The organism is Streptomyces sp. C10-9-1, from assembly GCF_024497955.1.
GTDB classification, from domain to species: Bacteria; Actinomycetota; Actinomycetes; order Streptomycetales; family Streptomycetaceae; genus Streptomyces; species Streptomyces sanyensis.
This window is the reverse complement of record NZ_JANHKP010000011.1, coordinates 1-14211: the sequence shown is the minus strand read 5'-3', so window position 1 is coordinate 14211 and position 14211 is coordinate 1. Positions and strand designations below refer to the sequence as shown.

Annotated in this window: 12 protein-coding genes and 1 riboswitch; of the genes, 1 reads left to right on the top strand and 11 read right to left on the bottom strand. The window is 72.3% G+C overall.

The features are described 5' to 3' along the window. Positions 1-53 precede the first annotated feature (53 nt). Positions 54-2939 carry an aminomethyl-transferring glycine dehydrogenase gene (gcvP, locus tag NPS70_RS17060; RefSeq protein ID WP_256525137.1) on the bottom strand — a complete coding sequence of 962 codons (2886 nt, stop codon included), beginning with the start codon at positions 2937-2939 and terminating at the stop codon, positions 54-56. Positions 2940-3117: 178 nt separating this feature from the next. Next, positions 3118-3217: riboswitch (glycine riboswitch) on the bottom strand. A 110-nt stretch (positions 3218-3327) separates the two neighbouring features. Between gcvP and NPS70_RS17055 the strand changes: the two genes are divergently transcribed. Continuing rightward, the gene (locus NPS70_RS17055; protein ID WP_256525136.1) at positions 3328-3714 is read left to right on the top strand and encodes a PRC-barrel domain-containing protein; all 387 of its coding nucleotides are present in this window, start codon (positions 3328-3330) and stop codon (positions 3712-3714) included. 90 nt (positions 3715-3804) lie between these two features. Here NPS70_RS17055 and NPS70_RS17050 read toward each other — a convergent pair whose 3' ends face one another. The 10 genes from NPS70_RS17050 to NPS70_RS17005 form a co-directional block, all read right to left on the bottom strand. Continuing rightward, positions 3805-5229 carry a DNA polymerase IV gene (locus tag NPS70_RS17050; protein ID WP_256525135.1) on the bottom strand — a complete coding sequence of 475 codons (1425 nt, stop codon included), beginning with the start codon at positions 5227-5229 and terminating at the stop codon, positions 3805-3807. A 140-nt stretch (positions 5230-5369) separates the two neighbouring features. Continuing rightward, positions 5370-5915 (bottom strand): MerR family transcriptional regulator, encoded by a 546-nt coding sequence (locus NPS70_RS17045; RefSeq protein ID WP_256525336.1) that lies wholly within the window; start codon positions 5913-5915, stop codon positions 5370-5372. A gap of 319 nt (positions 5916-6234) precedes the next feature. Continuing rightward, positions 6235-6708 carry a bifunctional nuclease family protein gene (locus NPS70_RS17040; RefSeq protein WP_109294339.1) on the bottom strand — a complete coding sequence of 158 codons (474 nt, stop codon included), beginning with the start codon at positions 6706-6708 and terminating at the stop codon, positions 6235-6237. Between the two features lie 53 nt (positions 6709-6761). Beyond that, positions 6762-7505 carry a MerR family transcriptional regulator gene (locus NPS70_RS17035; protein ID WP_256525134.1) on the bottom strand — a complete coding sequence of 248 codons (744 nt, stop codon included), beginning with the start codon at positions 7503-7505 and terminating at the stop codon, positions 6762-6764. Positions 7506-7523: 18 nt separating this feature from the next. Then, positions 7524-8393 carry an FHA domain-containing protein gene (locus NPS70_RS17030; protein ID WP_256525335.1) on the bottom strand — a complete coding sequence of 290 codons (870 nt, stop codon included), beginning with the start codon at positions 8391-8393 and terminating at the stop codon, positions 7524-7526. A 148-nt stretch (positions 8394-8541) separates the two neighbouring features. After that, positions 8542-9465 carry a DUF881 domain-containing protein gene (locus NPS70_RS17025; RefSeq protein WP_256525334.1) on the bottom strand — a complete coding sequence of 308 codons (924 nt, stop codon included), beginning with the start codon at positions 9463-9465 and terminating at the stop codon, positions 8542-8544. 5 nt (positions 9466-9470) lie between these two features. Beyond that, on the bottom strand, positions 9471-9803 hold the full coding sequence (locus tag NPS70_RS17020) for a small basic family protein (protein ID WP_003970459.1): 333 nt from the start codon (positions 9801-9803) through the stop codon (positions 9471-9473). Then, on the bottom strand, positions 9800-10729 hold the full coding sequence (locus NPS70_RS17015; RefSeq protein WP_256525133.1) for a DUF881 domain-containing protein: 930 nt from the start codon (positions 10727-10729) through the stop codon (positions 9800-9802). The genes NPS70_RS17020 and NPS70_RS17015 overlap by 4 nt, the downstream gene beginning before the upstream one ends. 95 nt (positions 10730-10824) lie before the next feature. Further along, positions 10825-13320 (bottom strand): mannose-1-phosphate guanyltransferase, encoded by a 2496-nt coding sequence (locus tag NPS70_RS17010; RefSeq protein WP_256525132.1) that lies wholly within the window; start codon positions 13318-13320, stop codon positions 10825-10827. Positions 13321-13433: 113 nt separating this feature from the next. Then, the gene (locus NPS70_RS17005) at positions 13434-14042 is read right to left on the bottom strand and encodes a CDP-alcohol phosphatidyltransferase family protein (RefSeq protein ID WP_256525131.1); all 609 of its coding nucleotides are present in this window, start codon (positions 14040-14042) and stop codon (positions 13434-13436) included. Between the last annotated feature and the right edge of the window lie 169 nt (positions 14043-14211).

Here is a 14211-nt window from a genome sequence, read left to right as displayed (position 1 = left end):
GACGGTGTCCTCGCACGGCCCCTGCGGGTCTCCGCCCCGGGGGGGCGGTCCGGTCAGGCGTCGTACTCGTCCAGCGGCGGGCAGGAGCAGACCAGGTTGCGGTCACCGAACGCGCCGTCGATGCGGCGGACCGGCGGCCAGTACTTGTCGGCGGCGCTCACCCCGGCCGGGAAGACGGCCTCCTCGCGGCTGTAGGCGTGCTGCCACTCGCCGCCCAGCGCCGCCGCGGTGTGCGGGGCGTTGCGCAGCGGGTTGTCCTCCGCCGGCCAGTCGCCGGAGGCGACCTTCTCGATCTCCGCCCGGATGGCGATCATGGTGTCGCAGAACCGGTCCAGCTCGGCCAGGTCCTCGCTCTCGGTCGGCTCGATCATCAGCGTGCCGGCCACCGGGAACGACATGGTCGGCGCGTGGAAGCCGTAGTCGATCAGGCGCTTGGCGATGTCGTCGACGCTGACCCCCGTCGCCTTGGACAGCGGCCGCAGGTCGATGATGCACTCGTGGGCCACCAGCCCGCCGGGGCCGGTGTAGAGGACCGGGTAGTGCGGCTCCAGGCGCTTGGCGATGTAGTTGGCGGCCAGCACCGCCACCTGGGTGGCCCGCTTCAGGCCCTCGCCGCCCATCAGGCGCACGTAGGCCCAGGAGATCGGCAGGATGCCCGCGGAGCCCCACGGGGCCGCCGAGATCGGCCCGACGCCCGTCTCCGGGCCGGCGGTCGGCTGGAGCGGGTGGTTGGGCAGGTACGGCGCCAGGTGGGCGCGGACGCCGACCGGACCGACGCCCGGGCCGCCGCCGCCGTGCGGGATGCAGAAGGTCTTGTGCAGGTTGAGGTGCGAGACGTCCCCGCCGAAGCGGCCCGGCTTGGCCAGACCCACCAGGGCGTTGAGGTTGGCCCCGTCGACGTACACCTGGCCGCCCGCGTCGTGCACCTGGGCGCAGATGTCGGCCACGTGCTCCTCGAAGACGCCGTGGGTGGACGGGTAGGTGATCATTAGGACGGCCAGCTGCTCGCGGTGCTGCTCGATCTTGGCCCGCAGGTCCTCGACGTCGATCTCGCCGTCGTCGGCGGTCCTGACCACGACCACCTTCATCCCGGCCATGACGGCGCTGGCCGCGTTGGTGCCGTGGGCCGAGGACGGGATCAGGCAGACGGTGCGCTGCTCGTCGCCGTTCGCCCGGTGGTAGGCGCGCACCGCGAGCAGCCCGGCGAGCTCGCCCTGCGAGCCCGCGTTGGGCTGGATGGACACCTTGTCGTAGCCGGTGACCTCGGCGAGCCGCTCCTCCAGCTCGGTGATCAGCGTCAGATAGCCCGCGGCCTGCTCCACCGGCGCGAACGGGTGCATCTGGCCGAACTCCGGCCAGGTGACCGGCTCCATCTCGGTGGTCGCGTTCAGCTTCATGGTGCAGGAGCCGAGCGGGATCATGCCCCGGTCCAGCGCGTAGTCCCGGTCCGCGAGGCGGCGCAGGTAGCGCAGCATCGCGGTCTCGGAGCGGTACTGGTGGAAGACCGGGTGGGCCAGGTAGTCGTCGGTCCGCAGCAGCGACGCGGCCAGCGCGTCGGCGCCGGCGGCGTCCAGCGCCTCGACGTCCCCGCTCACCCCGAAGGCGGCCCACACGGCGGCGAGCTGCTCGCGGCCGGTGGTCTCGTCGCAGGCGGCGGAGACGTGGTCGGCGTCGACGAGGCGCAGGTTGACCCCGCCCTCGCGGGCGGCCGCGACGACCTCGGCCGCGCGGCCGGGCACCCGGAGGGTGACGGTGTCGAAGAAGGAGCCGTGCACCACCTCGACGCCCCCGGCGCGGAGCCCGTCGGCGAGGAGCGCGGCATAGCGGTGGGTCCGCTCCGCGATGGCCCGCAGGCCGTCGGGGCCGTGGTAGACCGCGTACATGCCCGCCATGACGGCGAGGAGCACCTGGGCGGTGCAGATGTTGCTGGTCGCCTTCTCGCGGCGGATGTGCTGCTCGCGGGTCTGGAGGGCGAGGCGGTAGGCCTTGTTCCCGTCCGCGTCCACGGAGACGCCGACCAGACGGCCGGGAAGGCTGCGGGCGTGGGCGTCGCGGACGGCCATGTAGCCGGCGTGCGGGCCGCCGAAGCCCATCGGCACGCCGAAGCGCTGGGTGGTGCCCACCGCGATGTCGGCGCCCAGTTCCCCGGGCGGGGTGAGCAGCGTGAGGGCGAGGAGGTCGGCGGCGACGGTCACCACGGCCCCGAGCCCGTGCGCCTGGTCGATGACGGGCTTGAGGTCCCGCACCTGGCCGGAGGCGCCGGGGTACTGCAGCAGCACGCCGAAGACACCGCGCTCCGCGATCTCGGCGGGGATGCCGTCGGACAGGTCGGCGGTCACGACCTCGACGCCGGTGGGCTCGGCCCGGGTCTCTATGACGGCGATCGTCTGGGGCAGCGCGTCGGCGTCGACGAGGAAGACTCCGCCCTTGACCTTGCCCACCCGGCGGGAGAGCGACATGGCCTCGGCGGCCGCGGTGCCCTCGTCGAGCAGCGACGCGCCGGAGGTCGGCAGTCCGGTGAGGTCCGCCACCACGGTCTGGAAGTTGAGCAGGGCCTCCAGGCGCCCCTGGGAGATCTCCGGCTGGTACGGCGTGTAGGCCGTGTACCAGGCGGGGTTCTCCATGACGTTGCGGAGGATGACGGGGGGCGTGAAGGTGCCGTGGTAACCGAGGCCGATCATGGGCGCGAGCACGCTGTTCCGGCGGGCGAGGGCGCCGAGCTCGGCGAGGACGTCGGCCTCGCTGCGGGCCTCGGGAAGATCCAGGGCCTCCGCGCTCCTGATGACGTCCGGGACCGCGGCGGCGGTCAGCTCGTCGAGCGAGCCGTAGCCCACCTGGGCCAGCATCTTGGCCTGCGCGGCGGTGTCGGGGCCGATGTGGCGGTGCTCGAAGGGGGTGCCGCGTTCGAGCTCCGAGAGCGGGATGCGGTTGTCGGTCATGTGGGAGGCCTCCTGGTCTAGTACGACCTGCGAGGGGCATCACGACGCGGATGCCCGGACGGCCTCCCCCTCTGTCATCTCGACCTGAGAGCTTCACCGGGCACGTGTGGCACGCACCGGCTTTCACCGTCGGTGAGAGCGGATGCCGTCCGACGCCCGCCCTGCTTTCCAGAGTGACCTCGTCCGTGCGGTACAGGGGCCTGAGAGATTCCGGGGAGGATTTGCTCCTTCGGCGCCGCCGGCGGGGTTTCGCCGGTGGACTCTCCCGCACGGGGTCGACAGCCGTCTGCCAGGGTACCAGCGTGTTCCGCGCGGTCCCCCGAGTGGCCGACACCGCCGATGTGGCCTTTCGTAGGAGGGGGAGCAGCCGCGATCAGTTGGAGGGACCGTGCAGACCGACATCGATCCGCGCAGCCTGATCGGCCGCAAGGCCTTCGACCGCGACGGCCACAAGATCGGGACCGTCGACGAGGTGTACCTGGACGATGCGACGGGGGTCCCGGAGTGGGCGGCCGTGCGCACGGGTCTCTTCAGCAGGGACGCGTTCGTCCCCCTGGAGCCGAGCGAGCTCGTCGGCGGGATGCTGCGGGTGCCCTACGAGCGCTCCCTGATCAGGAACGCCCCGGACTTCGGTGTCGGCCGTCATCTCTCGCCCGAGCAGGAGCTCCAGCTCTACCACCACTACGGGCTCCATCTGGCCCCTCCCCCGCCGACGACGCCGGCTCCGGCGTCCGGGGACCGGTCCTTCGGCCGGATCGCGGGCGAGGAGGACTGAGGGCCGTCCGTGCCACCGGGCAGGCCCTGAGCCCGCCGCCGCGGCGGGCGCACCGGCAGCCGCCGCTCCGGGCGGCCGTGGCCGGGGCGCTCAGCCGCGGGCCGCAGTGCCGCCGCCCCCGACCAGGGGCAGCGGGTCGGAGGGCTCCAGCTCCGGGTCGTCCACGGGGAAGGTCCGTACCCGCCCGGGCTCGGACCCGGGCTGCTCGAACCGCACGGTGACCCGGCCGACGCCGCTGCCCTGGACCCAGCCGGGGCCGTGCACGGCGTGCCGGACGTCCTGCCCCGCCGCCCAGTGCCGGGGCCCCGCGGGGCTCCCGGACCGGTCCCGCGCAGGCGGCGCGGGGCGCTGCTCCCCGGCCCCGTCCGACCCGCCCGGTGCGGCCCCGTCCCCGGCCGCGCGGCCGGGGGGTGCGTGGTCCCGGGGTTCCGGGCCCGCCCCGGCGGCGGCCTGGGCGAACAGGTCCTCCTGGGTGTAGTCCGCCAGCCCGGTGACCCCCACGCCGAGCAGCCGCACCCCGCCCGTGGTGTCCACCGACTCCAGCAGGCGCCCCGCGGCCTCGCGGACGACCGCGGGGTCGTCGGTGGGTCCGCGCAGGGTCTCGGAGCGGGTGAGGGTGGAGAAGTCGTAGCGCCGCACCTTCAGCACGATGGTGCGCCCCGAGTGCCCGCCCGCCCTCAGGCGCCGCACGCACCGCTCGGCCAGCCGGTCGACCTCCGTGCGCACCCGCAGCCTGTCGTGGAGGTCGGTGTCGAAGGTGTCCTCGACGGAGACGGACTTGGCGTCCCGCTCGGCCACGACCGGGCGGTCGTCGCGCCCCAGGGCCATGCGGAACAGGGCCGTACCGTGCGTCCTGCCGAGCAGGCGCACCAGCTCGTCCTCCCCGGCCTCGACCAGGTCGCCCACCGTGGCCGTCCCGGCCCGGCGCAGATGCTCCCCGGTGGCCGGGCCGACCCCCGGCAGGATGCGCACCGGCATGGGGGCGAGCAGCTCGCGCTCGGTGCCCGGCTCGATGAGCAGGAGCCCGTCGGGCTTGGCCTGCTCGGAACCGATCTTGGCGAGCATCTTGGAACCGGCGAGGCCCACCGAGCCGCTCAGCCCGGTCAGCGCACGGATGTCGGCCCTCAGCCGCAGGCCGGCAGCCCGCGCGGACGCGGAGTCCTCCGCCGCTCCCCCGGCCTCCAGATCGACGAACGCCTCGTCCAGCGACAGGGGCTCCACCAGCGGCGACAGTTCGCGGAGCAGAGTCATGACCTGGTCGCTGACCGCCCGGTAGAGCGCGAACCGGGGCACCAGGTAGGCGGCGTTCGGGGCGAGGCGCCGGGCCTGGGCCGTCGGCATGGCGGAGTGGACGCCGAAGCGCCGGGCCTCGTAGGAGGCCGTGGCGACGACACCCCGGGGCCCGAGGCCGCCCACGACGACCGCCTTCCCGCGCAGGGAGGGCTTCGCCGCCTGCTCGACGGCGGCGAAGAAGGCGTCCATGTCCAGGTGAAGGACGGTCGGGGCGGATCTCACACCCCCGATGCTGCCCTACCGCACCGACAGCCGCGCCGGGGTGTCCGCGGCGCCGGACACGGAACCGGCCGCGTACCGCCGGACGGGTGACGGAGGGCGCTGCGGGGCGGCCGGGCCGGAGGCGGGGGACCGGAGGGGCCTCAGACGGCGCGGTCGCGGCGGCGCCGGGCCAGCTCGTCGCCGGGGTTGTTGCCGATGAGCGTCTCCCCCGTGTCGACGCGCTCCCCGTGGAGCTGGGAGAGCGCGGTCTCCACGTCCCTCCACACGACGCCCACGGCGATCCCGAAGACGCCCTGGCCGCCCTGGAGCAGACTGACGACCTCGTCGGGCGAGGAGCACTCGTAGACCGTGGCCCCGTCGCTCATCAGCGTCATGCGCTCAAGGTCCCGGAACCCCCGGGCGCGCAGGTGCTGTACGGCCGCGCGGATGTTCTGGAGGGCGACACCGGTGTCGAGGAAGCGCTTGACGATCTTGAGGACGACGACGTCCCGGAAGCTGTAGAGGCGCTGGGTGCCCGATCCGTAGGCGGCGCGGACACTCGGTTCGACGAGCCCGGTGCGCGCCCAGTAGTCGAGCTGGCGGTAGGTGATACCGGCCGCCGCGCAGGCCGTCGGCCCGCGGTAGCCGATGGTGTCCTGCCCGGGTTCGTCCGCGCTCCCGCACAGCGGATACGGCGCACCGCCCACCGGACTGACTCCGGGGCCGCCCCCAGCCGCACTGCCGCCGCTGCTTCTCACGCCGACCTCCGTCCTTGACCTGCCACCACGACGGTAGGGAGTCGCCCGGGGCCCGTCAACGATCGCCACACTCGCCACGCCGGGTGATAGTCACCCTGGGAGTGGTTTGCCGTGACCCGGGACCGGGAAAAGCTGGCCGAATGGTCACGGGCCCCACCACTCCCGTCACCGACCGTCGACAGGACCCCGCGCCGCCGTCACCCCGCGTGAACACGGGCCGCCGTCCGCGGCGCGCCGGCCGGCCGTCCGCACGGGCGCGTTCCCGGGATCACTGGTTGCTGCTGCCGAAGTCCTCGGGCGAGATCTGGTCGAGGAACTCGCGGAACTTCTCGACCTCGTCCTCCTGCTCGTCCGGGATCGCGATTCCCGCGTCGTCGAGGACACCGTCGCTGCCGTAGATCGGCGTCCCGGTGCGCAGGGCGAGCGCTATGGCGTCGGACGGACGGGCACTGACCTCGACACCGCTGGCGAAGACCAGCTCCGCGTAGAAGACGCCTTCGCGCAGGTCGGTGATACGGACCTCGGTCAGCTCCTGGCCCACGGCCTCGAGCACGTCCTTGAAGAGATCATGGGTCAGCGGCCTGGCGGGGGCCATGCCCTGCTGCGCGAAGGCGATGGCCGTGGCCTCACCCGGACCGATCCAGATGGGGAGGTACCGGTCGCCTCCCACTTCGCGCAGGAGCACGATCGGCTGGTTCGAGGGCATTTCGACCCGGACACCCACAACGTCGAGCTCATTCACACAGCAACCCTAGGACGTCCGCGCCGGGTTTGGGTAGTCGGGCCGGGTCAAGATCAGGTCGAGCGGATCCCGAGGGCACTGCGCACCAGGGCCGCGTGCAGCCGTACGGACAGGGCCGCGAGCTCCCTGGTGGTGGCCTCCGCATGGGCTCTGGTCTGCGGATTGCGGTGACGGCGCAGCGGCGCGACGACCTGCTCCACCAGTCCGGCGTCACGCTCCGCCGACGCCCGCATGGCCCTCAGGTGGCGGGGCTCCAGCCCGAACCTGCCGAGATCGGCCACGAGCCGTGCGACGGTGACGGCCTCGGCGGGATAGCCGCCGTCCCCGTCCGGCGTCACCAGACCGTAGGACTCCCACTCGGCCAGCTCCTCCTCGCCCGCGCCCGACGCGGCCAGCAGCTCGGCCCGGCCGACCCTGCGCACGGTGGGCTCCTCGGCCCCCGGCTCCCACAGCTCCTCCGTGGATTCGCCCGGGGCGGGGCCCGGCGGCAGCTGCAGCTGCTCGCCGCGCTCCAGGGCGTCCAGCTGCTCGCGGATCACCCGCAGGGGAAGGTAGTGGTCCCGCTGCATCCGCAGGACCAGTGCCAGCCGCTCCACGTCCTGGGGGCTGAACTTGCGGTACCCGGACGGGGACCTGCTGGGCTCCACGAGCCCCTCGGCCTCCAGGAAGCGGATCTTGGAGATCGTCACCTCGGGGAACTCGTCCCGCAGCCGGGTGAGCACCGCTCCGATGCTCATCGGACGGTCGCCCGGTGCGGCGGTGCCGTGGCCGGCACCGCCTGGGGGTGTGCGCAGCATTACCTTCCCCTTGACGGGTCAGACGCCCCGCTGGCTCCCGTAGAAGACCAGCCGGTACTTGCCGATCTGGACCTCGTCGCCGCTGGACAGCGGGACGGAGTCGATCCGCTCGCGGTTGACGTAGGTGCCGTTGAGGCTGCCGACGTCGGAGACGGTGAAGTGGCCGTCCGCACCGCGGCGGAACTCCACATGACGACGGGACACCGTCACGTCGTCCAGGAAGATGTCGCTCTGCGGGTGGCGCCCGGCCGTCGTCAGCTCGCCGTCCAGGAGGAAGCGGCTGCCCGAGTTCGGGCCGCGGCGCACCACCAGGAGGGCCGAGCCCTGCGGCAGCGCGTCCACCGCGGCCTGGGCCTCCGGGGAGAGCGCGGGCAGCGCGGTCTGGCCGGTGGTCTCGGAGTCGTACGCCTCGATCCCGGAGATCGAGATCGTCGACGTGGTCTCCGAGGCCCGCTCGGCGGGCACCCCGCCGCGCAGCGGCGCACCGCACTGGGAGCAGAACCGGGCGGCCTCGGTGTTCTGGTGGCCGCACCTCGTACAAACCGGCAAGCCCGCCATGGACGGTTCCTCCTGCCGCGGCTGCCCCGCGTGGGGGTCGGTCGCGTACGGGTCCGGGGCGAACCCTCCACCCGTACGTGATGGTTCCCCGAAACCTATGCGGCCTGCACCGGCAGGGTCAACAGACGACGCGCCCCGTCCACCGGAATGGTCGCCGGTGGCGATCTCGTCGCGGAACAGCGGACGGTCACCGCCCTGCTCCTCGGCCTGGCCGTGACGCGGCGCGCGGTGCCGGGCGTCGCCGTCCTCGCGCGCGCTCTTGCCGAACAACTTCCCAAACAACTTCACGGGCGTTTCCCCTTGACCGAAATAGACCCGCCCGTGGGGCAGGACGAACCCTGAACAACCACACCTGCCGACCCGGACACCTTCTCAACGTCCGTGACCACCCGACAGTTTCCACCACGCGCCGCCGATCCGGCGCGCCGCCCCCCTGAACTCCACTGCCCTGGTCCGGCAGCCCCCATGTTCCCCCGCTTCACTGCGATGACGACCGAGCGTAGTCAGGCGGTTCCGCCGGTCGCAAGGCGTCCACGACGATCTTCTCCGAACGAGCCACGGTAGCCGTGGCCTGCTCCTTCTCCAAGGTCTGCACCACACCGCCGGGGATGTTCAGCGCAGGCTCCAGGTCCTCCGGCTTGCCGATGGCCCGGAAGGTGTACGGCGCGCTGATCCGCTCGCCGTCCACCTCGACGGCGCCGGCGGTGCCGGAGAAGTAGGTCCCCGCCACCACCCGGACCCCGTTGACCTGGATCGCCTCCGCCCCGGCCGCACGCAGCTCCTGCACGGTGTCCAGCAGCCTGTCGGGCTCCACCGTCCCCGAGGGGTCGCCGATCGTGAGCGTGATGCCCGGCCCCTGGGCCGCCACCGTACCGGCCAGGATGCCGAGCTGCTGCTCCTTCTGCCGGAGCTGCTTGCGCGCCTCCTCCGCCTGGTCCGAACTGTTCTCCAGCTCGGTGCGCTGCTCCTCCAGGCTCTGCTTCTCGTCCTGGAGGCGCTGGGTGCGGTTGTCGAGCTCGTCGAGGATGCGCACCAGGTCCTCCTGGCGGGCCCCGCGCAGCGCGCTCTCGTCGCTGTTGGAGCGTACCTGGATGGCCAGGCCCAGCCCCAGCACGAACAGCAGCACCGCGACGATGAGTTGGGCACGCGTCACGCGCGGCGGCCACAGGGCCTCACCCAGCCTCCGGCGCCCGGTGCTCCGCTCCTCCGCCTCCGCGGCGGCCCGGCCGTCCTCCGGTTCCGCGCTCGGCGGCGGGGGCGGGGCCAGGGGCGGCAGCGGTTCCCGCCGGGATTCCGGTGCGGGATCCCGACCGGGCTCCGGTGCGGGATCCCGACGGGGTTCCGGTGCGGGATCCCGACGGGGCTCCGGCGTGCCCTCGTTCGGCCGGTCGTCGCTGTTCATGTGCCTCACGCCCGGAAGACATGGCGGCGGATGGCCGCGGCGTTGGAGAAGATGCGGATGCCCAGGACGACCACCACGCCGGTGGACAGCTGGGCGCCGACCCCGAGTTTGTCGCCCAGGAAGACGATCAGCGCGGCGACCACGACGTTGGACAGGAAGGACACCACGAAGACCTTGTCCACGAAGATGCCGTCCAGCATGGCGCGCAGTCCGCCGAAGACGGCGTCCAGGGCGGCCACCACGGCGATCGGGAGGTAGGGCTCGACCACCGCCGGCACCTCCGGCCGGACCAGCAGACCGACCACGACTCCCACGACGAGGCCCAGTACGGCGATCACGATGCGTCCTTCTCTGTGTCGGCCGCGCCCGTCCGGCTGCCCCCATCGGCACCGGCGGCCTGCGGCTCGGCTGTACGTACGATCAGGCTCGGCGCGGCAGGCAGCCGGACCCGCTCTTCGGCGCTGATCCGGGTGCGGATGCCGAAGTCCTCCTTGAGCACCTGCAGGTACTGCCCGTCGGCGCTGTCCTGGAAGGCGGAGGCCAGGTTCCCGCCGTCGCCCACCGCGAGCACCGTGTACGGCGGCACCATGGGCCGGTTGTCCACAAGCACCGCGTCTCCCGCCGCGCGGATCGCGGAGAGCGCGGTGAGGCGGTGCCCGTTGATGGCGACCGCCTCCGCGCCCGACTCCCACAGGCCGTTCACGACCCGCTGGAGGTCCCGGTCGCGGACCCGCCCCGTGTCGGAGAACCCGCTGCTCTCCCGGGGGCCGTCGCCCCCCTGTCCCGTGCCCTTGGCGTCGTCGACCACCAGCGTGACCCCGGGGCCCTCCACCGCGGTCGCGCCGGCCAGCAGCCCGGCCAGGTTGCTCGCACCGGAGTCGTAGGAGCTGAGGGCCCTGCGCTGCCGCTCGTGGACGTCCTCGCGCAGCGACTCCACCGTGCGCTCCAGCTCACCCACGGAACGCGTCTGCGCCTGGACCCTGTCGATCAGCTCCTCGCGCTCCTTGGCGAGCACGGGCGCCGCTATCCGCGTCTCCGCGGCGCCGACGGTGACGACGGCGCCGGTCAGCACCAGTCCCAGGGCCAGCCCGAGACGGGCCCTGAGGGTACGGGGGACGCCGCCGCCCTCCGACCGGCGCGCGGCCGCCTCGGCGTAGCCGTCATCGAGGCTGTGCTCCATGACGTTGGTCAGCAGCGACATGGACGCGTCGGGGCGCGCGGGCGGTGCGGGACCACTGCTCCGAACGGGGGGCTGCTGGGACATGCCGCACATCGTCGCACGTCGCGGTCGCCACCGCCGAACGGCCCCCGTGGAGTGCCGGGCGGGGCACCCGGTGCCCCGCCCGGCACAGGGGCCCGTCAGGTACCGGCGCTGTCCACCACCGCGGTCCACTCGTCGAGCAGCGCCTCCGCCGACGCGTCGTCGGGCCCTTCGGCCCACAGGTGGGTCACGGCCTCGGCGGGATCGGGCAGCACCATCACCCAGCGACCGTCGGCCTCCACGACCCGCACGCCGTCGGTGGTGTCGACCCGGCGGTCGCCGGCGGCCTCGACGACCCGCCTCATCACCAGGCCCTTGACCGCCCACGGGGTGGCCAGGTCGCGCCGCAGCACATGGGCGCGCGGGATCCGGGCGTCGATCTGGCTCAGGGTGAGCTGGGTCCTCGCCACCAGGCCCACGAGGCGGACGAACGCGGCCGACCCGTCGAAGACCGAGCTGAACTCGGGGACGATGAAGCCGCCCCGCCCGTCGCCGCCGAAGATCGTGGACTCCTCGCGGCCCACCCGGGTCAGGTCGTCGGGCGAGGTCGTCGTCCACTCCACCTGGGTGCCGTGGTAGGCGGCGACCTGCTCGGCGATCCGTGTGGTGGTGACGGGCAGGGCCACCCGGCCGCTGCGCCGCTCCGCCGCCACGAGGTCGAGCAGCACCAGCAGGGCCCGGTCGTCCTCGACGATCCGCCCCTGCTCGTCGACGAGGGACAGCCGCTCGCCGACGGGGTCGAAGCGGACGCCGAAGGCGGCCCGTGCCGAGGCGACGATCTCGCCGAGCCGCACCAGTCCGGAGCGCCGGGCGTCGGCCGACTCCGTGGGCCGCGACTCGTCAAGGCCGGGGTTGATCGTCAGTGCGTCCACACCGAGCCTGCCGAGGAGGCTCGGCAGGACCAGGCCCGCACTGCCGTTGGAGGCGTCGATGACGACCTTCAGCCCCGACTCGGCGATGCCGCTGACGTCCACGCTCCGCAGGACGGAGCCGGTGTAGGAGTCGAAGACGCTCGACGGGAAGCGCAGGTCCCCGATCTCGCCCGGGAAGGCGCGGCGGTACTCCTGGCGTGCGTAGACGCGGTCCAGCTTGCGCTGCCGGGCCTGCGAGAGGTCCGCTCCGCGCTCGTCGAGGAACATGATGTCCACGGAGTCCGGGACACCCGGCGAGGTGCGGATCATGATGCCGCCCGCGCTGCCCCTGGCGGTCTGCTGGCGGGCCACGGGCAGCGGGACGTTCTCCAGGTCGCGCACGTCGATGGCGCTCGCCTGGAGGGCGGAGATCACGGCGCGCTTGAGGGCGCGCGCGCCGCGCGAGTGGTCACGGGCCGTGGTGACCGTGGCCCCCTTCTTCAGGGTGGTGGCGTAGGCGCCGGCGAGGCGTACGACCACCTCGGGGGTGATCTCCACGTTGAGGATGCCGGACACCCCGCGCGCGCCGAAGAGGTGCGCCTGGCCGCGCGACTCCCAGATCACCGAGGTGTTGACGAAGGCGCCGGCCTCGATGGTCTTGAACGGGTACACCCGGACGTTGCCCTGGACGATCGACTCCTCGCCGATCAGGCACTCGTCGCCGATGACCGCGCCGTCCTCGATGCGGGCGGCACGCATGATGTCGGTGTTCTTGCCGATCACGCAGCCGCGCAGGTTGCTCTGCTGCCCGAGGTAGACGTTGTCGTGGACGACGGCCTTGTGGAGGAAGGCCCCCGACTTCACGACGACGTTGGATCCGACGACGGTGTGCTCCCTGATCTCCGCCCCCGGCTCGATCTTGGCGTAGTCGCCGATGTAGAGCGGCCCCCGCAGAACGGCGTCGGGGTGGACGTCCGCGCCCTCGGCGACCCAGACACCCGGGGAGATCTCGAAACCGTCGAGCTCGACGTCGACCTTGCGTTCCAGGACGTCGGCCTGGGCCTTCACGTAGCTCTCGTGGGTGCCCACGTCCTCCCAGTAGCCCTCGGCGACATAGCCGAAGATCGGCTTGCCCTCCTTCATCAGCTGGGGGAACACGTCACCGGACCAGTCCACGGGGACATCCGGTTCGACGTAGTCGAAGACCTCGGGCTCCATCACGTAGATTCCGGTGTTCACCGTGTCCGAGAACACCTGGCCCCAGGTGGGCTTCTCCAGGAAGCGCTCGACCTTTCCCTCCTCGTCGACGATGGTGATGCCGAATTCCAGGGGGTTGGGAACCCTCGTGAGGCAGACCGTGACGAGCGCGCCCTTCTCCTTGTGGAAGGCGATCAGGTCGCTGAGGTCGAAATCCGTGAGTGCGTCGCCGGAGATGACGAGGAAGGCGTCGTCCTTCAGCGCCTCCTCTGCGTTCTTGACGCTCCCCGCGGTACCGAGCGGCTTCTCCTCGTTGGCATATGTGAGCTCCATTCCCAGTTCCTCGCCGTCGCCGAAGTAGTTCTTGACGAGCGAGGCGAGGAACTGGACGGTCACCACGGTCTCGGTGAGTCCGTGCCGCTTGAGCAGCCGGAGCACGTGCTCCATGATCGGCCGGTTGGCAACCGGCAGGAGCGGCTTGGGCATGCTCGAGGTCATGGGGCGAAGCCGGGTTCCTTCGCCACCGGCCATCACGACGGCCTTCATGTCGGAAGCGTCCTCCTTGAAGAGATGACGGTTCAGCCGACGGCACCCGTCCGAAAGGACCCTGTGGTGGCGTCCGCGGCCGGCCACTCTGCACGGCTGCGCTTCTGGAGGGGTCAATCGGCCGCTGCGTCCGCCTTGACGAGGCGGCGGACCTGGACCACGTAGAGGATCCCTGCCCACCAATACAGTGTTGTACCCCATCCGGCGAACGCCCATCCGAAAATCGCCGCCAGTGACGCCAGCCAGCCGGACCCGTCACTCAGGAGCAGCAAGGGGAAGGCGTACATGAGGTTGAAGGTGGCCGCCTTGCCGAGGAAGTTGACCTGCGGGGGCGGATATCCGTGGCGCCGCAGGATCCCGACCATGACCAGCAGCATCAGCTCCCTTGCGAGAAGCGCGACGGTCAGCCAGAGGGGGAGAATCTCCCGCCAGGTGAGTCCCACCAGGGTGGACAGGATGTACAGCCGGTCGGCGGCGGGGTCGAGGATGCGGCCGAGGCTGCTGATCTGGTTCCAGCGGCGGGCCAGCTTTCCGTCGAGGTAGTCGCTGACTCCGCTGAGCATCAGGACGAGCAGGGCCCAGCCGTCGCTCTTCGGACCGCCGAACTCGGGGAGAAGGATCAGCCACAGGAAGAGCGGCACTCCGAGGAGCCGCGCCATGCTGAGAATGTTGGGGATGGTGAGGACCCGGTCGGTCTGAACGCGGGTCTCCTGGACCTCCACCCGAGGGCCTCCTGTGGGGGAACGTGCTGACGATGCCCCCCGACCTTACCCGGATGGCTCCCGCTTCCCGGCGGCAGGGGTCGCGCGCTCGGCTGCGGACGCCGGCCCGGAATCCTGCGCGAACCCCGCACACAACCCCCGGGAACACTCCCCCGGGGAAGGCTCCCGA

Excerpts from the sequence above, each read along its gene's own strand:
- gcvP (WP_256525137.1), bottom strand. The coding sequence starts at position 2,939 with ATGACCGACAACCGCATCCCGCTCTCGGAGCTCGAACGCGGCACCCCC.
- NPS70_RS17035 (WP_256525134.1), bottom strand. The coding sequence starts at position 7,505 with ATGCTGCGCACACCCCCAGGCGGTGCCGGCCACGGCACCGCCGCACCG.
- NPS70_RS17025 (WP_256525334.1), bottom strand. The coding sequence starts at position 9,465 with ATGAACAGCGACGACCGGCCGAACGAGGGCACGCCGGAGCCCCGTCGG.
- NPS70_RS17015 (WP_256525133.1), bottom strand. The coding sequence starts at position 10,729 with ATGTCCCAGCAGCCCCCCGTTCGGAGCAGTGGTCCCGCACCGCCCGCG.
- NPS70_RS17010 (WP_256525132.1), bottom strand. The coding sequence starts at position 13,320 with ATGAAGGCCGTCGTGATGGCCGGTGGCGAAGGAACCCGGCTTCGCCCC.